Annotated in this window: 21 protein-coding genes; 4 read left to right on the top strand and 17 right to left on the bottom strand. The window is 71.9% G+C overall.

Annotated features, from left to right (window positions below):
* The first annotated feature begins 162 nt into the window (after positions 1 to 162).
* From ACIBW6_RS18250 to ACIBW6_RS18240, 3 genes are all read left to right on the top strand, one after another.
* Positions 163 to 1,107, top strand: coding sequence for a 5'-3' exonuclease H3TH domain-containing protein (locus ACIBW6_RS18250; protein ID WP_399061064.1), 945 nt, complete (start codon positions 163 to 165; stop codon positions 1,105 to 1,107).
* Between the two features lie 50 nt (positions 1,108 to 1,157).
* Positions 1,158 to 2,000, top strand: a complete 843-nt coding sequence (locus ACIBW6_RS18245) for a siderophore-interacting protein (protein ID WP_399060677.1) — start codon at positions 1,158 to 1,160, stop codon at positions 1,998 to 2,000.
* A 251-nt stretch (positions 2,001 to 2,251) separates the two neighbouring features.
* On the top strand, positions 2,252 to 3,199 hold the full coding sequence (locus ACIBW6_RS18240; RefSeq protein ID WP_399060675.1) for a pseudouridine synthase: 948 nt from the start codon (positions 2,252 to 2,254) through the stop codon (positions 3,197 to 3,199).
* On the opposite strand, the gene ACIBW6_RS18235 is transcribed toward ACIBW6_RS18240, so the two are convergent.
* The 17 genes from ACIBW6_RS18235 to ACIBW6_RS18155 all read right to left on the bottom strand — a co-directional run bounded on the left by ACIBW6_RS18235 (position 3,193) and on the right by ACIBW6_RS18155 (position 20,620).
* Positions 3,193 to 4,716 carry a cytochrome P450 gene (locus tag ACIBW6_RS18235; protein WP_399060673.1) on the bottom strand — a complete coding sequence of 508 codons (1,524 nt, stop codon included), beginning with the start codon at positions 4,714 to 4,716 and terminating at the stop codon, positions 3,193 to 3,195. The genes ACIBW6_RS18240 and ACIBW6_RS18235 overlap by 7 nt on opposite strands.
* A gap of 84 nt (positions 4,717 to 4,800) precedes the next feature.
* Positions 4,801 to 5,364: a GTP-binding protein gene (locus ACIBW6_RS18230; protein WP_399061062.1), complete on the bottom strand. Its 564-nt coding sequence runs from the start codon at positions 5,362 to 5,364 to the stop codon at positions 4,801 to 4,803.
* A gap of 112 nt (positions 5,365 to 5,476) precedes the next feature.
* Positions 5,477 to 5,899, bottom strand: coding sequence for a DUF742 domain-containing protein (locus ACIBW6_RS18225; RefSeq protein WP_399060671.1), 423 nt, complete (start codon positions 5,897 to 5,899; stop codon positions 5,477 to 5,479).
* Positions 5,896 to 6,303: a roadblock/LC7 domain-containing protein gene (locus ACIBW6_RS18220; RefSeq protein ID WP_324771686.1), complete on the bottom strand. Its 408-nt coding sequence runs from the start codon at positions 6,301 to 6,303 to the stop codon at positions 5,896 to 5,898. The genes ACIBW6_RS18225 and ACIBW6_RS18220 overlap by 4 nt, the downstream gene beginning before the upstream one ends.
* Complete coding sequence (locus ACIBW6_RS18215) at positions 6,300 to 8,015, bottom strand: ATP-binding protein (RefSeq protein WP_399060669.1); 1,716 nt, start codon at positions 8,013 to 8,015, stop codon at positions 6,300 to 6,302. Before ACIBW6_RS18215 ends, ACIBW6_RS18220 begins: the two co-directional genes overlap by 4 nt.
* Before the next feature lie 348 nt (positions 8,016 to 8,363).
* A complete protein-coding gene (locus tag ACIBW6_RS18210; protein ID WP_399060667.1) occupies positions 8,364 to 11,174 on the bottom strand; it encodes a DEAD/DEAH box helicase in 2,811 nt (936 codons plus the stop codon).
* 43 nt (positions 11,175 to 11,217) lie between these two features.
* Positions 11,218 to 12,117 carry a diacylglycerol kinase gene (locus ACIBW6_RS18205; protein WP_399060665.1) on the bottom strand — a complete coding sequence of 300 codons (900 nt, stop codon included), beginning with the start codon at positions 12,115 to 12,117 and terminating at the stop codon, positions 11,218 to 11,220.
* A 43-nt stretch (positions 12,118 to 12,160) separates the two neighbouring features.
* Positions 12,161 to 13,111: a twin-arginine translocase subunit TatC gene (gene tatC / locus ACIBW6_RS18200; protein ID WP_399060663.1), complete on the bottom strand. Its 951-nt coding sequence runs from the start codon at positions 13,109 to 13,111 to the stop codon at positions 12,161 to 12,163.
* Positions 13,112 to 13,173: 62 nt separating this feature from the next.
* A complete protein-coding gene (gene tatA / locus ACIBW6_RS18195; RefSeq protein WP_399060661.1) occupies positions 13,174 to 13,467 on the bottom strand; it encodes a Sec-independent protein translocase subunit TatA in 294 nt (97 codons plus the stop codon).
* Positions 13,468 to 13,736: 269 nt separating this feature from the next.
* Positions 13,737 to 13,934, bottom strand: coding sequence for a hypothetical protein (locus ACIBW6_RS18190; protein WP_399060659.1), 198 nt, complete (start codon positions 13,932 to 13,934; stop codon positions 13,737 to 13,739).
* A gap of 9 nt (positions 13,935 to 13,943) precedes the next feature.
* Positions 13,944 to 14,225: a hypothetical protein gene (locus ACIBW6_RS18185; protein WP_399061060.1), complete on the bottom strand. Its 282-nt coding sequence runs from the start codon at positions 14,223 to 14,225 to the stop codon at positions 13,944 to 13,946.
* Between the two features lie 83 nt (positions 14,226 to 14,308).
* Positions 14,309 to 15,274 carry a helix-turn-helix transcriptional regulator gene (locus ACIBW6_RS18180; protein ID WP_399060657.1) on the bottom strand — a complete coding sequence of 322 codons (966 nt, stop codon included), beginning with the start codon at positions 15,272 to 15,274 and terminating at the stop codon, positions 14,309 to 14,311.
* A gap of 17 nt (positions 15,275 to 15,291) precedes the next feature.
* A complete protein-coding gene (locus ACIBW6_RS18175) occupies positions 15,292 to 16,245 on the bottom strand; it encodes a helix-turn-helix transcriptional regulator (protein ID WP_399060655.1) in 954 nt (317 codons plus the stop codon).
* Positions 16,246 to 16,386: 141 nt separating this feature from the next.
* Positions 16,387 to 16,761: an FKBP-type peptidyl-prolyl cis-trans isomerase gene (locus ACIBW6_RS18170; protein ID WP_399060653.1), complete on the bottom strand. Its 375-nt coding sequence runs from the start codon at positions 16,759 to 16,761 to the stop codon at positions 16,387 to 16,389.
* 61 nt (positions 16,762 to 16,822) lie between these two features.
* Positions 16,823 to 17,836 carry an FKBP-type peptidyl-prolyl cis-trans isomerase gene (locus tag ACIBW6_RS18165; RefSeq protein ID WP_399060651.1) on the bottom strand — a complete coding sequence of 338 codons (1,014 nt, stop codon included), beginning with the start codon at positions 17,834 to 17,836 and terminating at the stop codon, positions 16,823 to 16,825.
* A gap of 144 nt (positions 17,837 to 17,980) precedes the next feature.
* Complete coding sequence (gene pafA / locus ACIBW6_RS18160; RefSeq protein WP_164558827.1) at positions 17,981 to 19,342, bottom strand: Pup--protein ligase; 1,362 nt, start codon at positions 19,340 to 19,342, stop codon at positions 17,981 to 17,983.
* 9 nt (positions 19,343 to 19,351) lie between these two features.
* Complete coding sequence (locus ACIBW6_RS18155; protein ID WP_399060648.1) at positions 19,352 to 20,620, bottom strand: MFS transporter; 1,269 nt, start codon at positions 20,618 to 20,620, stop codon at positions 19,352 to 19,354.
* Between the two features lie 121 nt (positions 20,621 to 20,741).
* Here ACIBW6_RS18155 and ACIBW6_RS18150 point away from each other — a divergent pair, with 121 nt between their 5' ends.
* A complete protein-coding gene (locus ACIBW6_RS18150; protein WP_399060646.1) occupies positions 20,742 to 21,782 on the top strand; it encodes a LacI family DNA-binding transcriptional regulator in 1,041 nt (346 codons plus the stop codon).
* Positions 21,783 to 21,793: the final 11 nt, after the last annotated feature.

The following is a 21,793-nucleotide window of genomic DNA, read 5'->3' as shown; positions in this document are numbered from 1 at the left end:
CCGGCCGTACCTTCAATAGTTGAACGTGCGACCGGGTCCGCTCCGAGGCGGCACCTCCCCAGGTTTATGCGAACCAAACAGAAGAGTGGCCCAGTTCACACTCCGTTAACCCCTCACCACGCCTTATGCGACGAACGGTGACTGTCAGTGGTGTGCGGCATGATGCGGAGCGTGACCCAGGAAACGAACCAGCGCCTGATGCTGCTCGACACCGCGTCCCTGTACTTCCGGGCTTACTTCGGGGTCCCGGACTCCGTCAAGGCCCCCGACGGCACTCCGGTGAACGCGGTACGCGGGCTGCTCGAATTCATCACCCGGCTCGTCCACGACCACCACCCCACCCATCTGGTGGCGTGCATGGACGCGGACTGGCGCCCTCAGTGGCGCGTCGACCTCATCCCGTCCTACAAGGCGCACCGGGTCGCAGAGGAGACGGCGGCCGGGACCCCGGACGAGGAGGAGGTCCCCGACACCCTCGCCCCGCAGGTGCCGGTGATCGAGGCGGTCCTGGACGCGGTGGGCATCGCGCGCGTGGGCGTGGCGGGGTACGAGGCGGACGACGTCATCGGCACGTTCACCGCGCGGGCGACGGGCCCGGTCGACATCGTCACCGGCGACCGGGACCTCTTCCAGCTGGTCGACGACGCGAAGGAGCGCCGCGTCCTGTACCCGCTCAAGGGCGTGGGCACGCTCCAGATCACGGACGAGGCACTGCTGCGCGAGAAGTACGGGGTGGACGGGTCCGGTTACGCGGACATGGCGCTGCTGCGGGGCGACCCGAGCGACGGGCTGCCCGGGGTGCCCGGCATCGGCGAGAAGACGGCCGCGAAGCTGCTCGCGCAATTCGGGGACCTGGCCGGGATCATGGCCGCGGTGGACGACCCGGCGTCGAAGCTGACACCGACCCAGCGCAAGCGGCTCGACGCGTCACGGCCCTACCTGGAGGTGGCGCCCCGGGTGGTGCAGGTGGCGCGGGACGTCGCCCTGCCGGACCTGGCCACCGCCCTGCCGCGGGCACCGCACGACGCCGAGCTGCTCGATCAGCTGGCGGCCCGCTGGGGTCTGGGCGGATCTCTCCACCGCCTCCTCACCACCCTCTCGGCCTGAGGTGTTAGCTTAGGGTTACCTAAGCTCAGCAGCGACCAAGGAGACGGCACATGGCCGAGCGTCCCGCCCGCAAGCCCCGCAAGGCCCGCTCGGCGCAGGTCGTGCGCACCGAGCGGCTCACCGCGCACATGCAGCGCGTGGTGCTCGGCGGGGAGGGTCTCGCGGACTTCCCCGAACTCGAACACACCGACCACTACGTGAAGTTGTTCTTCCCGCCGACGGGCGTGACGTACGCCGAGCCGTTCGACGTGGAGCGCATCCGGGAGGAGCTCCCGCGCGAGCAGTGGCCGGTGACCCGGACGTACACGGTGCGTGCCTGGGACCCGGCGGCGCGGGAGCTCGTCCTCGACTTCGTCATCCACGGCGACGAGGGCCTGGCGGGCCCCTGGGCGGCGAGCGTCGCGCCCGGGGCGACGATCCACTTCATGGGCCCGGGCGGCGCCTACGCCCCCGACGCGTCCGCCGACTGGCACCTGCTCGCCGGCGACGAGAGCGCGCTGCCCGCCGTGGCCGCGGCCCTGGAGGCGCTGCCCCAGGGGGCGCGCGCCCACGCCTTCCTGGAGGTCGAGGGGCCCGAGGAGGAGCAGAAGATCGACACGCCCGTCGAGATCACGTGGCTGCACCGGGCGGGCCGTCCGGTGGGCCAGGCGCTGATCGCCGCGGTCACCGGCCTCGACTTCCCCGCGGGCCGCCCGCACGTGTTCGTGCACGGCGAGGCGGGGTTCGTGAAGGAGCTCCGCCGCCACCTGCGCGTGGACCGGGGGATCCCGCGCGAGGACCTCTCGATCTCCGGCTACTGGCGGCTCGGCCACAACGAGGACGGCTGGCAGGCCTCCAAGCGGGACTGGAACGCGCAGGTGGAGGCGGAGCAGGAAGCCCCGGCCCCGGCCTGACCCGCCCGGCCCGTCCCGTCCGGTCTGACCCGTCCGGTCCGACCCGTCCGACCTGACCCGTCCGGCCTGAGCCGTCCGATCTGACTCGTCCGGCCTTCGGCCCGCGCCTGCCGGCCCGGCCAGTGGTCGTCTCCCGGCCCTCCGGCGTTCGAGGAGCGGGGTCCGGGGCGGCGCCCCGGGCCCCTCACCCCGGCGCCGGTGGCGTCGACGGACCCACCCGCCCCGGGCCGCACCCCGTACCCTGACCTGCGATGAGACGCCGCAGGAACCGCACCCCGCCCTCCCCGCTCCCCCAGCGCGACGGCATCGACGCCGTCCGCGTCCGGATGCCGCCGGACGACACCTGGGAGACGGTGCGGGCCCACCTCACGGACCGGCTGGCCGTGGCGGAGGGCACGGTCGACGCGATGATCGCCGAGGGCCGGATCGTCGGCCCGGACGGCACGCCCGTCACCGCGACGACCCCGTACGCCCCCGGCGGCCACGTCTGGTTCCACCGGGACCCGGAGCCCGAGCCCCCCGTCCCCTTCGGCATCGACATCGTCCACCGCGACGAGCACATCCTGGTCGCGGACAAACCCCACTTCCTGGCCACGACCCCGCGGGGCAGCCACGTCAGGCAGACGGCCCTGGCCCGGCTCCGCCAGGCCACGGGGACGCCGGCGCTGAGCCCCGCCCACCGCCTGGACCGGCTCACCGCGGGCCTGGTGCTCTTCGTCGTACGCCCCGAGGAGCGCGGCGCGTACCAGACGCTCTTCCGCGACCGGCAGGTCCGCAAGGAGTACGAGGCGGTGGCCCGCCACGACCCCGCGCTGCCGCTGCCGGCCACGGTCCGCAGCAGGATCGAGAAGGAGCGGGGCGTGCTGACCGCGCACGAGGTCCCGGACGGCGTCCCGAACGCGGAGAGCGAGATCCGGCTCCGGGCCGCCGGGGACACGCTGGGCCTGTACCACCTGACGCCGCGCACCGGCCGCACCCACCAGCTGCGCGTGCACATGAACTCCCTGGGCGTGCCGATCCTCGGCGACCCGCTCTACCCGCGGATCGCCGCGCCGGCCGCCCCCGACGACTTCCGCAGGCCGCTGCAACTGCTCGCCCGCACGCTGGAGTTCCGGGACCCGGTGACGGGCCAGGAGCACACGTTCGTGAGCAGGCGGCGCCTCGCGGCCTGGGAGTCGTACGAGGCCTGGGCTCAGTAGCCCCGCCACCACCGCAGGAACCGCTGCCAGGCGGAGACCGGGGCCGCCTCCGGCGCCGCGTCCCCGGCCGCGGGCGGGGCCGCCGCGGTGCCCGGCTCCGCAAGGTCCGAGGGAGCGGCCGCAGCGGCCGCGGGCACCGGCCCGCCGGACGACACCTGCCAGTCGACCCGCGGCGGCGGCACCATGCTGGGCTTGGTGATGACGTCCTGCTGGGCCCGGGGCGTGAAGGAGACGGGCAGCGCCACGAGGTGCTGGGACAGGATGGTCGACCGCCACCGCAACTCCGCCTCGTCGACGGAGAGTTCCGCGTCGGGCAGCCGCATCAGGAACGCGTCGACGCCGATGTCCGCGATGGCGCGCCCGATGTCCTGCCCGGGGCACTCGTGGGGGCCGCCGCCGAAGGCGAGGTGAGACCGGTTGCCCTGCATGTGTTCGGTGGGGTCGGGGCGGACAGCGGGGTCGACGTTGCCCGGCGCGATGCCGAAGATCAGCCCGTCGCCGGCCCGGATGTGCTGCCCGCCCAGCTCGGTGTCGACCTTGGCGAAGTAGGCCACCATCGCGCTGAACGGCGGCTCGTCCCAGAGCGACTGCTCGACCGCTTCCGGCACGGTCATCTGCCCGCCGTTGAGCTGGGCACGGAAGCGCGGGTCGGTCAGCACGGTGCGCAGCACATTGGCGATGAGGTTGGCCGTGGCCTCGTAGGCGGCGATCAGGACGAGCCGCAGGTGCTGGCCCACCTCGTCGTCGGTGAGGCCGGCCGGGGCCGCGATGAGCCGGCTGATGAAGTCGTCGTCGGGGGCGGCCCGGCGGCGGGCGGTGAGCTCCATCAGGATGCCCATGATGTATTCGTTGCTGGCGATCGCCGTCTCGGTGCCCTTGATCATGTCGCGGGCCGCCTGCACGAAGCGTTCGCTGTAGGCCTCGGAGGCGCCGAAGATGTCGAGCATGACCATCATCGGCAGATGCTCGGCGAACTCGCTGACGACGTCGCACGAGCCGCGTTCGGAGAACCGGTTGATGATCTCCTGGCAGGCCTTGTTGATGGCCCGGCGCAGGCTGCGGTGGTCGATGATCTCCAGCGCGTGGGTGACCGCGCCCCGCAGCCGCAGCTGTTCGGCGCCCTCGGTCATGGAGCAGATGGGCTGCCAGCTGAAGACCGGCGCGAGCGGGTGGGTGGGTTTGACCGTGCCGTTCTTCAGCGCGGTCCAGTTGCGGGCGTCGCGGTTGAACTGGGAGGTCGAGCGGATCATGTGGAGGTTCTCGCTGTGGCCGAGCACCGCCCACATGCGCACGTCGTCGTGGATGAGCACGGGGGCGACGGGCCCGTGCTCGACGCGGAGTTTCTCGTAGACGCCCGCGAGGTCCGCGTCGGCCTCGGGCCCGTAGAGCCGGCGGATCCCGTCGGGGCCGAGGGCGTGGGCGGGGCAGCCCGGCGGCGGGCCGAACGAGGGGTCGCCGAGGGGGTCGTGCCCGGCGGGCGACTGGGAGGACTGGGAGGGCCGGGAGGGAGGCGTCACGGTGATCGCTCCGGTCGTGAGGACAACGGGGGTATCGATGGCAGCGGGGCGACGAGGTCGCGCCGCCCGCGAGGCGAGGGCGGGTCAGACCCGGTGCACGGCCATCTCGTGCAGGTAGCGCATGAGGGTCAGCAGGACGTCGCGGCTGGAGGCCCGGCGGCGCGCGTCGCACTCGATGATCGGGACGTGCGCGTCGAGGTCGAGGGCGCGGCGCAGCTCCTCCGTGGGGTAACTCGGCCCGTCCGGGAAGGCGTTGTTGGCGATGACGAACGGGACGCCGCGCTCCTCCAGCCGCCCGATCACGTCGAAGCTCACTTCGAGCCGGCGGCTGTCGATGAGCACGACGGCGCCGAGCGCGCCCTCGAACAGGCCGTTCCACAGGAACCAGAACCGCTCCTGGCCCGGCGTGCCGAACAGGTAGAGGACGAGTTCGTCGGTGATGCTGATCCGCCCGAAGTCCATGGCGACGGTGGTGGCCGTCTTGGTCTCGGAGCCGTAGTCGTCGTCGACGCCGATGCCCGCCTGGGTCATGGTCTCTTCGGTGGTGAGCGGGCGGATCTCGCTGACGGAGCCGACCATCGTGGTCTTGCCGACGCCGAACCCGCCGACGATGACGATCTTCACGGCGGAGGTGACCGTCTCGGGCATCCGGTCCTCGGCGCGGGGGCCGGGGACGCCGCTGTTGCCGGAGTCACCGGAGCCGCCGGGGTCGCCGGGGAAACGGAGGCCGCCCGCCGTCGTCTCCGTGGCGCCGGCGGTGTCAGAGCTTCTGTAGTCCATGCATCACCGCTTCGAGGAGGGAACGGTCGGCGACGGCACCCCGGATCACCGGCGCCCGCGACTGGACGAGCTCGGCCGCGAGGAGTTCGCCGAGCAGCACGGTGACCACGCTGAACGGCAGGTTGAGGTAGGCCGAGATCTCCGCCGTGGACAGGGGCGTCCGGCACATGCGCAGCACGGCGGACTGTTCGGGCGGCGCGGCCGGCGGGGGGTCGGCGCGGGCCACGATGAGGGTGACCAGGTCGAGGGTGGCGCGCTCGGCGCCCTCGGTGCCGCCGGTGATGACGTAGAGCCGCTCGGGGTCCCGGGGGTCCTTGGCGCCCGGGCCCTGGACCGACCGGCGCTCGCGCTGGGGCGGCGGTTCCTCGTCACGGAACGGGGGTTCCAGGGAGCGTGGCGTCATACGGTCTGCCCGTTGCGTCGGGGCGGGCTGGTCAGGTGGGCGCCGATGCGGATGACGAGGTCGCGCATCTGGTGGCTGATGAGCCCGGCGTCGACGTACGGATCGGCGAGGACGGCGAGGTAGGCGCCCTTGCCCGCGGCCATCAGGTAGAAGAAGCCGCCGTCGACCTCGATGATGACCATGTTCATCTTGCCGTTGCTCTCCGGGATCTCGGAGGCGACGGCGGAGGCGAGCGACTGGAGTCCGGCGCAGGCCGCGGCGATCCGGTCGGCGCCGTCGGGATGGCCCCCGAACCGGGCGATGCGCAGACCGTCCGCGGAGAGCACCACGACCTGGCGCACATTGGGCACGCCGTCGGCGAGCTCCTTGAGCATCCAGTCGAAGTTGGCGCGTTGCTGGATCACTGGCGGTCTCCCTCGTCGACCTGCTGGTTGTACGCGTCGTCATGCGGCTTGTCCGCGTCCGCGTCGGCGGCGGCCGCCGCGCCGGGCTCGTCGGGTTTGAGGCCGTTCATGAACGCCTCGACCCACAGGCCCGGTTCGGGCTGCGCGGGCCGGTCGTGCTCCGGCTCGATGGACGGGCCCGGGCCGGGGCCGCCGGGCGCGCGGTCGGCGGGGTCCCACCCGGAACCCGGTCCGTGGGCCGGGCCGGAACCCGGCCCCGCACCCGAGCCCGCCCCGGCTTCCGGCACGGACCCGGGCACGGACACGTCGGGGTGGCGGGGGGTCACGATGATCTGGTCGTCGATGATCTTGGTGTCGACCTTGCGGCGGCGCTGCGGCAGCCCGTTGGCCCGCCATTCCGTGACCACGGGGACGTCGTCCTCCATCGCGGCGACGACCGGGACGGACGGGCGCGGTCCCGTGGTGGGGCGGCGCGTCTTCTTCAGCCGCGGCTCTTCCTTGATCGGTACGCCGTTGTGGTCGACGCGGGGGACGGCGGAGGCGCCGATGCCGTGGGCGAGGCCGGGCGCGGGCCCGGTGCTCATCATGTCGCGCGGCACGACGAGGACGGCCCGCACGCCGCCGTAGGCGGACTGGCGCAGGGAGATCTGCATGTCGTACATCGAGCAGAGCCGACCGACGATGGCGAGGCCCAGGCGCGGGTTCTCGCCGAGGTCGTTGAGGTCGATGCCGGCCTTGGCCTTGTCGAGCATCCGCTCGGCCTTGGCCCGCTGTTCCTCGCCCAGGCTGACGCCGCCGTCCTCGATCTCGATGGCGATGCCGGTCTGCACCTCGACGGCGGTGACGTGCACCCGGGTCTGCGGCGGCGAGTAGCGGGTGGCGTTGTCGAGGAGTTCGGCGCAGGCGTGGATGAGCGGCTCCACCGAGACGCCCTTGATCGCCACGTCGCAGATCGCGTGCAGGTCGATGCGCGGGTATTCGAGGATGCGGGACATGGCGCCGCGCAGCACGCTGTAGAGCCGCACCGGCTTGGGCCACTGCCGGCCCGGGCGCGCGTTGCCGAGGACGGTGACGGAGTCGGCGAGCCGGCCGATCAGGGCGGTGCCGTGGTCGATGCGCAGGAGGTCGTCGAAGACCTCGGGGTTGCGCCCGTGGTCCTCCTCCATCTCGCGCAGTTCCTGGGCCTGTTTGTGCACGATGGCCTGGACGCGGCGGGCGATGGAGACGAAGGCGCGCTGCGCGGCGTCGCGCATGGCCTCCTCGCGGTCGATCTCCTTGAGGGCGAGGCGCAGCAGTTCGCGTTCGCCCTGGGTGGTGTCGCGGAAGGCCGGGTCGGAGTCGCAGGTGTTGCGGACGGCGTCCCGGGGGCTGTCGCCGGTGCGCATCCGGTACAGGGCGTGCGGCAGGACTTCCTTGGCGACGCGCATCGTGCGGCGCTCCTGGGCGGCGATGCGCGCCTCCAGGTCGGCGGTGTGCCGCGCGTACTGGGCGCGCAGCCCCTTGACGAGGCGACCGCGGCGGACCGCCTCGGCGGCGACGGCGACCACCAGGAGCGTGCCGAGCGCGCCGCACAGGGCGACGGCGAGGCGAGCCGGCTGGGTGACCAGGGCGACGGCCGCTCCGGTGGCGGCGGCCATGACCATGGCGGGCAGCAACAGCACGCGTGTGTAGGGGATGTCTCGGCCACCGGGAGGCGATTGAACACTCACCATGTATGCCCTCTGAACGGTCGGGTCGGGGAAGGTTTGCGATGGTTCGCCGCGTTTCGCTCCGGGGATCAATGCGAATCATCAGCGCACAGGGGAACAAACGCCCGAATACATCTCAACTCGGTGCGCTGCGGGCGAGCTTAGTCCGACCGGATCATCGCCGAGTCATATTCAGCAAGCCCCTGAAATCACCCCGGGGGCAGGCATACACTCACTCCCATTTACACGCTCAGCTGCGAATCGCACACATGGAGTAAGGGCGTCCGCGAGCCCGAACTCCCGTACCCCGCAAGGGCGAAGGGCCCGGGACGTGGCGTCCCGGGCCCTTCGGTGTGACTGCTGTATCGGGGCTCACCCCACCGAGGAGTACGCCACGACGCCACGCAGCAGCTCGTCCACGGCCTTGCGCGCGGTGCGCGGCACCGTCGAGGACCCGTCGCGCGGTGCGGCCGCCGCGATCTGGCCCAGCACGTCGATGACCTGCTTGCACCAGCGGACGAAGTCACCGGCCGGCATCTCCGCCTCCCGCAGCACCTCGTCCAGACCCTTGCCGGAGGCCCACTGGTACGCGGCCCAGGCGAAGCCGAGATCGGGCTCGCGCTGGCCGACCCCCTCCGCCTGGTTGATCCGGAACTCCTCCTCCAGGGCGTCGAGCCGGCCCCAGATCCGCACCATCTCGCCGAGCGCGGCCTTCGCCTTGCCCGAGGGCACCTTGGGCGCGAGCGCGTCGTCGGAGGCCCGCGCCTCGAACACCAACGCCGAGACGCACGCGGCCAGTTCGGCCGGGTTCAGGTCGTCCCAGACCCCCTCGCGCAGGCACTCGCTCGCCAGCAGGTCCAGCTCGCCGTAGAGCCGCGCGAGCCGCTTGCCGTGCTCGGTGACCTCGTCGCCGCGCAGGTAGTCCATCTCGGTGAGCAGCTTCACGATGCGGTCGAAGGTGCGCGCGATGGTGTTGGTGCGGCCCTCGATGCGGCGCTCCAGCTGCGCGGTGTCGCGGCGCAGCCGGTGGTAGCGCTCGGCCCAGCGGGCGTGGTCCTCGCGGTCGGAGCAGCCGTGGCAGGGGTGGGCGCGCAGCTCGGCGCGGAGCCGGGCGATCTCCCGGTCGTCGGCGGCCGGTGCCCGCCCCTTCTTGTGCCGGTCGGGCACGATGTGCCCGGCCTTGGTGCGCAGCGCCGACGCGAGATCGCGGCGGGACTGCGGCGAGCGGGAGTTGAACGACTTCGGGATGCGCATCCGCTCCAGCACCTCCACGGGCACCGGGAAGTCGATCGAACCGAGCCGCTTGACCTGCCGCTCCGCGGTCAGCACCAGCGGGCGGGGGCCGTCGTGGTGCTCGAACCCGCGGTGCCCGTTGGTCCGTCCGGCCGCGAGCCCGGGGTCGAGCACGAGCGCGAGCCCCGCGAACTTGCCCGTGGGCACGTGGATGACGTCCCCCGGCTTCAGCTTCTCCAGCGCCGCGGCCGCCTGCACCCGGCGCTGGGACGCGCCCTGCTTGGCCAGCTCCGTCTCGCGGTCCTTGAGCTCCCGGCGCAGCCGCGCGTACTCGTCGAAGTCCCCGAGGTGGCAGGTCATCGACTCCTTGTAGCCCTCGAGCCCCTCCTCGTTCTTCTGGACCTGCCGGGAGATGCCCACCACCGACTTGTCCGCCTGGAACTGCGCGAACGAGGTCTCGAGCAGTTCGCGCGAGCGGTGCCGGCCGAACTGCTCGACCAGGTTCACCGCCATGTTGTACGAGGGCCTGAAGCTGGACCTGAGCGGATACGTGCGGGTGCCCGCGAGGCCCGCGAGGTGCTCGGGGCTGAAGCCGCGCTGCCACAGCACGACGGCGTGGCCCTCGACGTCGATGCCCCGGCGGCCCGCGCGGCCCGTCAGCTGCGTGTACTCGCCCGGGGTGATGTCGGCGTGCTGCTCCCCGTTCCACTTGACGAGCTTCTCCAGGACCACCGAGCGGGCGGGCATGTTGATGCCGAGCGCCAGGGTCTCGGTGGCGAAGACGGCCTTCACCAGGCCGCGGACGAACAGCTCCTCCACGACCTCCTTGAAGGTCGGCAGCATGCCCGCGTGGTGGGCGGCGATCCCGCGCTCCAGGCCTTCGAGCCACTCGTAGTAGCCGAGGACGTGCAGGTCCTCGTCGGGGATGGAGGCGGTGCGCGCCTCGACGATCTCGCGGACCTCGGCCCGCGCGTCCTCGCTGTTCAGCCGCAACCCCGCGAACAGGCACTGCTGCACCGCGGCCTCGCACGCGGCGCGGCTGAAGATGAAGGTGATGGCGGGCAGCAGGCCCGCGGCGTCCAGCCGCTCGATGACCTCGGGGCGGCCCGGCGTCCAGATCCGGGAGCGCTGGCGGCGCTCCCGCTCGCGGTCGGCCTCGCGCATGGCGCGTCCGCGCCGCCGGTCCTGGTACGAGGGCCGGCTCGCCTCCATGCGGGCCATCCGCGTCAGGTCCGGGTTGACCGCCTTCTTGCTGCCCTCGCCCTCCTCGAAGAGGTCGTACATCCGGCGCCCGGCGAGCACGTGCTGGAAGAGCGGCACGGGCCGGTGCTCGGAGACGATCACCTCGGTGTCGCCGCGCACGGTGTCCAGCCAGTCGCCGAACTCCTCCGCGTTCGACACCGTGGCCGACAGGGAGACCAGGGTGACGGACTCCTGGAGGTGGATGATCACCTCTTCCCAGACGGCGCCCCGGAACCGGTCGGAGAGGTAGTGGACCTCGTCCATGACCACGTAACCGAGGTTGCGCAGCGCCTGCGAGCCCGCGTACAGCATGTTCCGCAGCACCTCGGTGGTCATCACGACCACGGGCGCGTCACTGTTCACGCTGTTGTCGCCGGTCAGCAGGCCGACCTTGGCGGCGCCGTAGCGCTTGGCGAGGTCCTGGTACTTCTGGTTGGACAACGCCTTGATCGGCGTCGTGTAGAAGCACTTCTTGCCCTGCTGGAGGGCGAGGTGCACGGCGAACTCGCCGACGATCGTCTTGCCCGAACCCGTGGGCGCGGCGACCAGGACGCCCTTGCCCGCCTCGAGCGCCTGGCAGGCCTCGATCTGGAAGGGGTCGAGGCCGAAGTCGTACATCTCGCGGAAGGACGCGAGCGCGGTGGCCTGCTCTGCGGCCCGTCGACGGGCTGCCGCATACCGCTCGGCCGGTGAGAGGTCCTCTGTCATCGTGCTTTCGAGCCTACCGGCCCTCACTGACAACGGACGATCATTATCCGGTGAGGACGCGCACCGCCCCCGGCACGCACCGGGCCACCAGCGGCAGCGCCCCGACCGGTTCGCCGTCCGCGTAGCCGGTGACGCCCCCGGCACCCTCCGTGGCCAGCTCGACCCGCGCGGCCCGGTAGGTGCTCACCACGGGGTGGGTGAGGTGGGTGCCCTTGTAGACGCGCGGGAACACCTTGAGCAAGGTCCTGCGGGAGCACTCCCCGACCACGGTGACGTCGAAGAGTCCGTCGCTCATGTCGGCGTCGGCGCATATCCGCATGCCGCCCCCGTAGGACGTGCCGTTGCCGACGGCGACGAGGGTCGCGGCGAGTTCGCGTACGGAGCCGTCGTCGAGCGTCAGGCGGAAGGGCACGGGCTTGAACGCGGCCAGCTCCGCCACGATGGCCACGTCGTACTTGAAGCGGCCGAGCGGCAGCCGCATCCGGTTGCCGCGGTCGTTGACCCGGGAGTCGAAGCCGGAGGCGAGCACGGTGCCGAACCAGTGGTCGCCGATCCGCCCCAGGTCGACGTCGCGGACCAGCTCGCCCTTGAGCGCCCGGGCGACGAGGGCGCCCGCCGCGGCCGGCTCGCGCACCGGCAGCCCCAGGGAGCGCGCGAAGTCGTTGCCGGTTCCGGCCGCGACGACGCCCAGCGGGGTGCGGGTGCCGGCGACGGCCTGGAGGGCGAGGTTGACCAGCCCGTCCCCGCCGACGGCCACCAGCGCGCCGGTGCCGTCCCGGACGGCGGCACGCGCGCGTACCAGGGCGTCGGCGGCGTCCTCCCCGATGACGGTCCGCACGGAGAAGCCGGCTGCCCGCAACGCGGAAGCGGCCGGCTGCGCGGCGCCCGCGCCCCGGCCGCGTCCCGCGGTGGGATTGACGAAGAGGGTGATCTCGCTGGTCACGGGCCGGACCCTAACAACTGTCCGGCCACGGGCGGGGGTTGCCTCAGGTCACATCGTCGTAACCGTTGATCCGGTCCTTCTCGCCGGTGGACTGCTCGGGCAGCGCGCGGCTGGCGGAGACCGGCTCCACCTCGTCGAGCTCCTCGGGCGTCAGGTCGAGTTCGGAGGCCTCGTCGTCGGCGGGGGCGAGCGCGTCGCGGCGGCGCCTGCGCGCGTCGTTGAGCAGGGAGAAGGCCACGGCGCCGAAGTAGAGGATCCAGATCGGTGCGGCGAGGGCCAGCATGGTCAGCGGGTCGGTGCTCGGCGTCGCGACGGCCGCGAAGACCGTGATCGCCATGATCATCCCGCGCCACCAGCCGAGCATCCGCTTGCCGGTGATCGCCCCGATGAGGTTGAGGAAGACGAGCAGCAGGGGCAGCTCGAAGGAGAGGCCGAAGACCAGCACCATGCGCAGGACGAGGTCGAGGAGGTCGTCTAGGGGGAGCAGGTTCGAGGTGTTGTCCGGGGTGAACCCGATGAGCACCTTCGCCGTGGTGGGCAGCACCGAGTAGGCGAAGTAGGCGCCGCACAGGAAGAGCGGGACGCCGGTGCCCACGAACCCGTAGGCGTACTTCTTCTCGTGCTTGTGCAGGCCGGGCGCGACGAAGCCCCACAGCTGGTAGAGCCAGACGGGCGAGGCCAGTACCACACCGGCCATCAGCGACACCTTCAGCGCCAGCGTGAAGGGGGTGAGCAGCCCGTTGACCGTGATCTGCGCGCAGTGCGCGTCCTTGACCTGCGCCAGCTCGGAGAAGCTGTGGGCGCAGCCGATCGAGTCGAGGATCGGCCGGGTGATCAAGTTGATGATGTCGTTGTAGAAGAAGGCGGCGACGACCGTGACGGCGACGATGGCCAGCAGCGCCTTCGCGAGCCGGTTACGCAGCTCGCGAAGGTGTTCCGCGAGGGGCATCCGACCCTCGGGATCCCTCTCCTGTTTGCGAGCAGGCTTGAGCAACCCACGTCCTCATCTCGTGCGACAGGCCGCCTCGGCGGGGGCGGCCCCTGATCTGCGCCGGTTCAGCTCTTGGACGCCTGGTTGGTCTGCTCGGTCACGGGGCGCGAGCTGGTCACGTCGCCGGGAGCGGCCTGGATGGTGCGCTGGGCCGGGGGCTGCTCGTCGTGCTTGGGCGGGTCGGCCGGGGCGTCGGAAGAGTCCTTGCCCTCGTTCTTCATCGCCTTGGCCTCGCTCTTGAGGATGCGGGCGGACTTGCCCAGCGAGCGCGCCATGTCCGGAAGCTTCTTCGCGCCGAACAGCAGGATGATCACGACGAGGATCAGGATGATCTCGGGTGCGCCGAGCTTTCCGAACATATCCGTTTACCTTCTCACTGAGGCGGCAGGGGGCGGGACTGCCGGTACCGATCGGACTTCGGACTGTTGTCCGACCACCGTGCTGGCAGCGATCGTATCCCGTGGGGGTGAACACGGGGCAATCCCCGTGCATACTCCCAATTGCGGCCCACGCCTCACTATCAGGCCGCCTCATGGAGCGTACCCGTCCGACCTGGGGGTCGGACAGATCACGGTGGTAAAGCGCTTTCCCTCCCGCCACGCGGTACGCGGGCACGGACCGGGACGGATCAGAGCGCCTCGCCGCCGGCCCTGGCCACGCTCACCGCGGCCCGCTCCAGCTCCTCGGCCGCGCGGTTGATCTGCCGCGTGGTGTCGGCGACTTGGCGTCCGAGCCGCTCCGCCTCGACGAACACCCTGACCGCGAAGACGGCCAGCACGGCCAGTCCCACGAATCCCATCGCCACGGCCAGCATCGCCCAGAACATGCGCCGAGCCTAGACGGTCTGGTGGAGGCGGAGCGTGCGCACCCCGCCACCGGTGAGGAGTTCGACGATGCGCTCACCGGCGGGCTTGCGCACCGAGGTGCCGCACTCGGGACAGGTGAAGGAGTAGAAGGTGGTGCGGCGGCTGGCGCCGATCGCCAGGCGGAGCGCGGTGGCGGCGAGTTCGCACCGGGCGCGGCAGTCCGGGCACGCGGCCTTGAAGACGACCGGTGCCACGGCGGCGACCGGCGCGGACACCCTGGCGACCTCGGTGAAACCGGCCACACCGGTCATCCTGTCCACTTCGCACCTTTCGTCCGTTCCGCCCCTGACGCCCACCGCGCCCACCGCGTCCGCCGGGGGCGTCCGCCACTGCCTCATGCGGCCCCGACGGCCTCGTCGTACGCGGCCAGCGCCCGCCGCGCCGCGTCCCGCGCGCTCACCGCGAGTTCGGCCGGCGCCACGATGTGCCCGTCCCTGCCGAGCCGCAGCGCGAGCCGGCGCAGCGAGGACGGGTCGGGCGTGCGCAGCGTGATCCGCAGGCCGCCGTCGGCCAGCTCCTCGGCGCTGTCGTGCGGGTAGTACTCGGCGACCCAGCGCCCGCCGGGCCCGACCTCGACGATGACCTCGGGGTCCTCGGCGGCCGGCTGCACAAGACCCTCGGAGAGGTCGCGCAGCTCCACCTCGGGGGGCGCCGCGGCCTCGTCCAGGACCCGGATCTCGGCGACCCGGTCGAGCCGGAACGTGCGCCGCGCCTCGGACCTGCGGCACCACGCCTCGACGTACGTGTGGCCGACGCTGACCAGCCGGATCGGGTCGATCTCCCGCTCGGTGACCTCGTCGCGGGCGGGCGAGTAGTAGCGGATCCACAGCCGGCGGCGCTCGGAGATCGCGCGGTCGACGTCGGCGAAGACACCGCCCTCGGACTCGAAGGTCACGTTCAGCCGGGCACTCGCGCTCGCGACCTCGCCGGCCGCGGCCTCCAGCTTGGCGGTCGCGCGCAGCAGCGCGAGGCGGTCGCTCTCGCGCAGCCCCGGCAGCGTGGCCACGGCCCGCGCGGCGACCAGCAGCGCGGTCGCCTCGTCGGCGGCGATCCGCAGCGGCTCGGCGACGTCGTCCGGGTTGTGCCACCAGATGCGGTCGCCGTCGGTGTCGATGTCGAGCAGGTCACCGCCGCGGAAGCTGGTGCCGCACAGCGGCAGCACGTCCAGGTCCGAGATCAGTTCGTCCTCGGTGATGCCGAAGGCCCGGGCGACGTCCTCGACGCGGGCGCCGGGGCGCTCACGCAGATACGTCACCAGGGACAGCATCCGCCGGGTCTGGTCGATGGCATTGGAAGCCATACCGTCCGTTCTCCCCCTCAGCCCTTGGCCACGGCGCGCAGCCGGTCCACGACGTCGGCCCGCAGCTCCGCGGGCTCCAGGACGACCACGTCGGGCCCGAACTCCACCAGCCAGGCGTCGAGCCCGTGCCCGTAGGGGATCTCCAACTCGTCCCAGCCGTCGTCCCCTTCCCGCACGGAGACGGCCTTGGCCCGCAGCGGGTAACCCGCACCGGCGCGCAGCCTGATCAGCGCGGAGCGCGTGGCGCTCTCCCCCGCCCAGCCCGCGACGGTCTCCCGTACGGTCACCACGTCCGGCACCTCGGCCTTGAACTGTCCGGCGCGCGATCGGACCTTGCCCGTGATCCGGGAGAGCCGGAAGACCCGCTCGGCCTCCCGGTCGCGGTCCCAGCCCGCCAGGTACCAGTGCCCGCGCCAGCACTCCAGGGCCCACGGCTCGACGTGCCGGGGCGTGGGCCGCGCGGCGGTCGCCTTGCGGTAGTCGAAGACCACGGGCCTGCGGTCGCGGCAGGCCAGCATCAGCGGTTCGAAGGACGCCTCGTGCACCGGGATCCGGGGTTCGAGCGCACCGTGGCTCTCGTACGGGTCCACGTCCTCGGGCATCCCCGCGGCCCGCAGCTTCTGCAGGGCGCCGCTGGCGGCTCCGGCCAGGCGGGCCTGCTGCCACACCTTCGCGGCGAGGCCGAGCGCGGCGGCCTCCTCGGCGTCGAGCGTGACGGGCGGCAGCCGGTTGCTGTCGCGGCGGGCGAGGTAGCCGACGTCGCCGTCGAGGTTCTCCACGGTCTCGATGACCAGGCCGAGCTCGCGCAGATCATCCTTGTCGCGCTCGAACATGCGGTTGAAGGAGTCGTCGTTGCCCGCCTCCAGGTAGGCCTCGATGGACCCCCGCAGCTCGCGCTTGCTGAGTGGCCGCCGCGTCCCGAGCAGACACAGCGCCAGATTCATCAGCCGCTCGGCCTTGGCAATGGCCATCGACGCCCTTTCCTCATGTGGCTCCCGACCGATGACCGTACCGCTACGGGGTGTACCGGCAAAAGCCAGGGGCAAAGCGCAGGGCCCATGCCGACAGGCATGGGCCCTGCGCCGACCGAATGCGGTCGAGGTGCGACGGACTCAGACGGAGATCAGGTCACAGACGAAGATCAGCGTCTCGCCGCCGGCGATGCGGCCGCCACCGGCGCCGCGGTCGCCGTACGCGAGGTGCGCGGGGATGGTCAGCCGGCGGCGGCCGCCGACCTTCATCCCCTGCAGCCCCTTGTCCCAGCCCTGGATGACCTGTCCGCCACCGAGCTGGAACTGCAGCGGGGTGCCGCGGTTCCAGGAGGCGTCGAACTCCTCACCGGTGGAGAAGGCCACGCCCACGTAGTGCACGGAGACGGTGTCGCCCGCCTTCGCCTCGGGGCCGTCGCCCTCCCAGAGATCCACGATCTCCAGGTCCGTCGGGGCCGGGCCGTCGGGGAAGTCGATCTCGGGCTTGTCGATGCTCACGTGTAGTGCTCCTGCTTGTCGGCGGTTGGGCAACCGGAACAGTCTGCCACTTGTGGGGCGGTCAGTGCGCGGCGAGGATGTCGACCACGAAGACCAGCGTCGAGTTGGCCGGGAGGGTCTCGCCCTTGGCCTCCTTGCCGTACGCCTGGTCGGCCGGGATCACCAGGAGGACCCGGTCACCGACGTGCTTGCCGACGATCCCGGTGTCCCAGCCCTTGATGACCTGGCCCTTGCCGATGACCGTCGAGAACGGCTGGCCCGTCTTCCAGGACGAGTCGAACAGCTCGGCCTTCTTCTTGCCCTCGTTCGGCTTCCACGCGGCGCCGCTGTACTGCATCGCGACCGTCTGGCCGCTCTTGACCTCGGCGCCCTTGCCCTGGATCAGGACCTGGTCGACGAGCTTCTTCGGCGGGTCGTTCTTCGGCACGGAGATGGTGGCCGGCTCTTCCTTGTCCGCCTGGATCTGCGGCAGGTTCGAGGGGATCGCGCCCTGCGTGCCCTCGGCCTTCTTCGGGATGACCTTGCCGACGTCCACGGCGAAGACGAGCGTGTCCGTGGCGGTGATGCCGACCTGCGGGTTGCCCTGGCTGCCGAAGCCCGCCGCCGGCGGCGCCACGACCAGCACCCGGCTGCCCTCCTTCTGACCCACGACGGCCTGCGCGAAGGCCGGCAGCTGGCCCTGGCCACCCGCCGTCACCATCTGGTCACCGCCGCCCTGCGCCCCGTACGTCGTGCCGAGGTCCTTGCCGCCCTTCCAGAGTTTGCCCGTGAAGTTCATCGACACCAGGTCGTTCTTCTTCACCTCTGCGCCGCTGCCCTCGGAGAGCGTGTGCACGACGAACTTGCCGCTCGGGTCGCCCTTGGGGAGCGAGATCGTCGCCTTCTTGCCGACGGCGCCGCTCACCTTCGGCATCGGGTTCGCGGTGTCGACCGGCTTGGGCACCTCGGTCGCCGACGGCGACGCGGAGGAGTCCGCCTTGTCCGCCGCGTCCTTCTTGCCGTCGTCGCTGCCGCAGGCCGTCGCGGTCAGCGCCAGTGCCGGCACGATCAGTAGAGCTGCAAGTCGGCGTCGCACAATGATCCTCAGGTCGCTCGAGTACGGTCCGGCCACTCTAGGCCCTCCCCCACCCTTTCCAAGGGCGGCCGAAGGGCCTCGTACGAATGATTCGCACGAGGCCCCGGTTGGCACGGGACGGACCGGGGAACCCCCCGGACCGCCTTACATACCGGCGATCAGCTTCTCCACCCGGTCGTCCACACTGCGGAACGGGTCCTTGCACAGCACGGTCCGCTGCGCCTGGTCGTTCAGCTTCAGATGGACCCAGTCGACCGTGAAGTCACGGCGCTGCTCCTGGGCCCGGCGGATGAAGTCGCCGCGCAGCCGCGCGCGCGTGGTCTGCGGCGGCACCGACTTGCCCTCGAAGATCTTCAGGTCGTTGCAGATCCGGGCGGCCTGGCCCTTCTTCTCCAGGAGGTAGTAGAGGCCCCGGCGGCGGTGGATGTCGTGGTAGGCGAGGTCTATCTGCGCCACCCGCGGATGCGACATGGTCATGTTGTGCTTGGCGCGGTAGCGCTCGATGAGCTTGTACTTCATGACCCAGTCGATCTCGGTGCCGATGCGGTCGAGGTCCTCCGCCTCGATCGCGTCGAGCGTGCGGCCCCACAGCTCCAGGACCTGGTCGACGGTGCCGGTGCGGATGCCCCGGCGCTCGACGAAGTCGACGGCCTTCTCGTAGTACTCGCGCTGCACCTCCAGGGCGGAGGCCTCGCGGCCGCTGGCCAGGCGCACCTTGCGCCGGCCCGTGATGTCGTGGCTGACCTCGCGGATCGCCCGGATCGGGTTCTCCAGGGTCAGGTCGCGCATCACCGTGCCCGCCTCGATCATGCGCAGCACCAGGTCGGTGGCGCCGACCTTGAGGAGCATGGTCGTCTCGGACATGTTCGAGTCGCCGACGATGACGTGCAGACGGCGGTAGCGCTCGGCGTCGGCGTGCGGCTCGTCCCGGGTGTTGATGATCGGCCGGGAGCGCGTCGTGGCGGAGCTGACGCCCTCCCAGATGTGCTCGGCCCGCTGGCTCACGCAGTACACCGCACCGCGCGGGGTCTGCAGCACCTTGCCCGCGCCGCACAACAGCTGCCGCGTGACCAGGAAGGGAATGAGGATGTCCGCGAGCCGCGAGAACTCCCCGTGCCGCGCCACCAGGTAATTCTCGTGGCAGCCGTAGGAGTTTCCCGCCGAGTCGGTGTTGTTCTTGAAGAGGTAGACGTCGCCTGCGATTCCCTCCTCGTGCAGGCGTCGTTCGGCGTCGACGAGCAGGCCTTCCAGAATGCGCTCGCCCGCTTTGTCGTGGGTGACCAGCTCGGTCACGTTGTCGCATTCCGGTGTTGCGTATTCCGGATGCGAACCCACGTCGAGATAGAGGCGGGCACCGTTCCGCAGAAAGACATTGCTGCTGCGGCCCCATGACACGACACGGCGGAAGAGGTACCGCGCCACCTCGTCAGGAGACAGACGTCGCTGTCCCCTGAACGTGCATGTGACGCCGTACTCGTTCTCCAGCCCGAAAATGCGGCGGTCCATGTCTGAACATTACGCCCGATCCCCCGAGCTGAAACGGGGTTCGACAGCACGGTTTGGATCATTTTCCCACGCGGCCACCCCACGCCCCGACGTGCGAGGGGCCGTCAGAACCCGCCCCGTGGCCAGCAGTACGAGCAGCGCCAGGCCCCCGGCGGCCGCCGGGACGGCGAACCCGCACCGCGTGCCGCCCCACTCGACGACCGGCCCCGCGACCGCCGTGCCCACGCTCGCCCCGACCGTGAACGTCGTCACGAGCCAGGAGAACGCCTCCGTCACCGTGCCCCGCGGCGCGTGCCGGTCCACGACGATGAACGCGCAGGCGATGCAGGGCGCCAGGAAGACCCCGGCGACCGCCGTGAGCGCCACCATCGCCACCGGCCCGGGCATCGACACCAACGGCACGTAGAACAGCGCCAGAAGGGCCACCAGCCGGCGCAGCCGCCCCTCGGGAGCGCCGCTCCACTGCCGCGCCCCGTACACGCTGCCGCCCACCAGCGCGCCGAGCCCCAGCGCGGCCATCATCCAGCCGTAGACCGCGTTCCCTCCGCCACCGCCGTGCTCGTCGCCGTACGAGACCCCGGCCACCGTGATCGAGCCGAGCGCGCAGCCGACGAACAAGAACGCGGCGAGCAGGACCAACAGGCCAGGCGAGCGCAGCGCGCCCAGCCAGTGCGCCTCGCGCGGCGCCGAGCGCCACTGGCGCGACGGCCGCGACAGCACCACCGACAGCGCACCGAGCACACCGACGACGTTCAGGACGATCAGCGCGGCCTGCGCCGACCACAGCGACACGCATACGGTGACCAGCAACGGGCCGACCGTGAACATGACTTCCTGCGCGATCGCGTCCATCGCGTACGCCGTGTGCACCTGCTCCTCGCGCGGCAGCACGCTCGGCCACAGCGCGCGCAGGCCGCCCTCAAGCGGCGGCGTGCAGAGCCCGGCCGCCGCGACCGAGGCGTACGCCCACCCGGGCGAGCCCGTGCCGGCGAAGGTGAACACGGTCATCGCGAGCGCCGACAGCACGGCGGCCGGCAGCTGCACCACCGGCTGGCCGCGCAGGTCGACGAGGCGCCCGAGCACCGGCTGCCCGACCGCGTTGGCCACGCCGTAGATCGCGGCGAGCGCACCGGCCAGCGTGTACGTGCCGCCCTCGGCGCGGATGAACAGCACGATGGCGATGGCCGCCGTGGCGTTCGGCAACCTGCCCACCAGCGTGCCCGTGAGCAGCCGCAGCGCGTGCCGCGCCCGGAGGATCTCCGCGTACCCGGCGGCCATCGCGCCGCCCCCTTCCACCAAGTTTTACGTATAACGTCAAGGCGTTATACGTACCACGTGCGCGGCCCCGGGGACCACCCGCTAACGTCGACCACCCGGAACGACCCAGACGGAGGCAGCAGTGACCAGCGGTACGGACGGGACAGCGGCCACCCGCCCCACCAGCCGGGACGTGGCCCGCGCCGCCGGCGTCTCGCAGGCCGCCGTCTCCCTCGTCCTCGGCGACAAATGGCGCGGCCGGGTCGCCGCCGCCACCGCCGAGCGCGTCCGCGCCGCCGCCCGCGAACTGGGCTACCGCCCCAACCTCGCCGCCCGCAACCTCCGCCTCGGCCGCACCCGCACCGCCCTGCTCGTCGTCCCCGCACTCACCAACGAGTTCTTCGCCGGCGTCTACACCGGAGCCGCCCGCGTCGCCGCCGCCCACGACTTCGGCGTCGTCCTCTACCCCTCCCCCGACGGCGTCGGCCGCGCCCGCGACCCGTTCCCCTCCGCGCCCGCCACCCTCGACGGCATCCTCGCCTCCTCCATGGCCGCCGACGCCGTCACCGCGCTCCGCGGCGACGCGCTGCCCCTCGTCATGCTCGACAGCGACCCGGCCGGCAGCCCCGGCGCCACCACCGTCAACCTCGACCTCGCCGACGGCGTCCGGCAGATCACCGACCACCTGCTCGCCCTGGGCCACCGCCACTTCCTGCACCTCGCCTCGGCCGTCCGGTCCTGGACCTTCGACGTCCGCGCCCGGGCACTCGCCGACCGGCTCGCCCAGGCCCCCGGCACGACGGTCCGCACCGTCCGCTCCGCCCTGACCGTCGAGGACGCCCTCGCCGCCACCCAGCGCGCCCTGCACACCTCCGGGCTGATCCCGCCCACCGCGCTCGTCTGCGACGACGACAAACTCGCCACCGGCGCCTACAAAGCCGCCCGGCGCATGGGCCTGCGCATCCCCGAGCACTTCTCCGTCACCGGCTTCGACGACCTCTCCCTCGCCACCGCCGTCGAACCCGAACTCACCACCGTGCGACTCCCCGCCGAAGAGGTCGGCGAACACGGCATGACCGCCCTCCTCGCCGTCCTCGACGGCCGCACCCCCGAAACCACCCCGCTGCCCGTCGAGTTGGTCGTACGCGGCTCCACGGCACCACCACCCCGCACCCGGTCCTGACACACGTGTGC

It is taken from the genome of Streptomyces sp. NPDC049813 (assembly GCF_044465085.1).
Classification (GTDB): domain Bacteria; phylum Actinomycetota; class Actinomycetes; order Streptomycetales; family Streptomycetaceae; genus Streptomyces.
This window is presented reverse-complemented; position numbering and strand designations above follow the sequence as displayed.

Coding starts and splice junctions, on each gene's coding strand:
- ACIBW6_RS18240 (WP_399060675.1), top strand. CDS start 2,252: ATGAGACGCCGCAGGAACCGCACCCCGCCCTCCCCGCTCCCCCAGCGC.
- pafA (WP_164558827.1), bottom strand. CDS start 19,342: ATGGACCGCCGCATTTTCGGGCTGGAGAACGAGTACGGCGTCACATGC.
- ACIBW6_RS18190 (WP_399060659.1), bottom strand. CDS start 13,934: ATGTTCTGGGCGATGCTGGCCGTGGCGATGGGATTCGTGGGACTGGCC.
- ACIBW6_RS18245 (WP_399060677.1), top strand. CDS start 1,158: ATGGCCGAGCGTCCCGCCCGCAAGCCCCGCAAGGCCCGCTCGGCGCAG.
- ACIBW6_RS18215 (WP_399060669.1), bottom strand. CDS start 8,015: ATGGTGAGTGTTCAATCGCCTCCCGGTGGCCGAGACATCCCCTACACA.
- ACIBW6_RS18230 (WP_399061062.1), bottom strand. CDS start 5,364: ATGCCCGAGACGGTCACCTCCGCCGTGAAGATCGTCATCGTCGGCGGG.
- tatA (WP_399060661.1), bottom strand. CDS start 13,467: ATGTTCGGAAAGCTCGGCGCACCCGAGATCATCCTGATCCTCGTCGTG.
- ACIBW6_RS18250 (WP_399061064.1), top strand. CDS start 163: ATGCGGAGCGTGACCCAGGAAACGAACCAGCGCCTGATGCTGCTCGAC.
- ACIBW6_RS18225 (WP_399060671.1), bottom strand. CDS start 5,899: ATGACGCCACGCTCCCTGGAACCCCCGTTCCGTGACGAGGAACCGCCG.
- ACIBW6_RS18185 (WP_399061060.1), bottom strand. CDS start 14,225: ATGACCGGTGTGGCCGGTTTCACCGAGGTCGCCAGGGTGTCCGCGCCG.
- ACIBW6_RS18175 (WP_399060655.1), bottom strand. CDS start 16,245: ATGGCCATTGCCAAGGCCGAGCGGCTGATGAATCTGGCGCTGTGTCTG.
- ACIBW6_RS18210 (WP_399060667.1), bottom strand. CDS start 11,174: ATGACAGAGGACCTCTCACCGGCCGAGCGGTATGCGGCAGCCCGTCGA.
- ACIBW6_RS18155 (WP_399060648.1), bottom strand. CDS start 20,620: ATGGCCGCCGGGTACGCGGAGATCCTCCGGGCGCGGCACGCGCTGCGG.
- ACIBW6_RS18180 (WP_399060657.1), bottom strand. CDS start 15,274: ATGGCTTCCAATGCCATCGACCAGACCCGGCGGATGCTGTCCCTGGTG.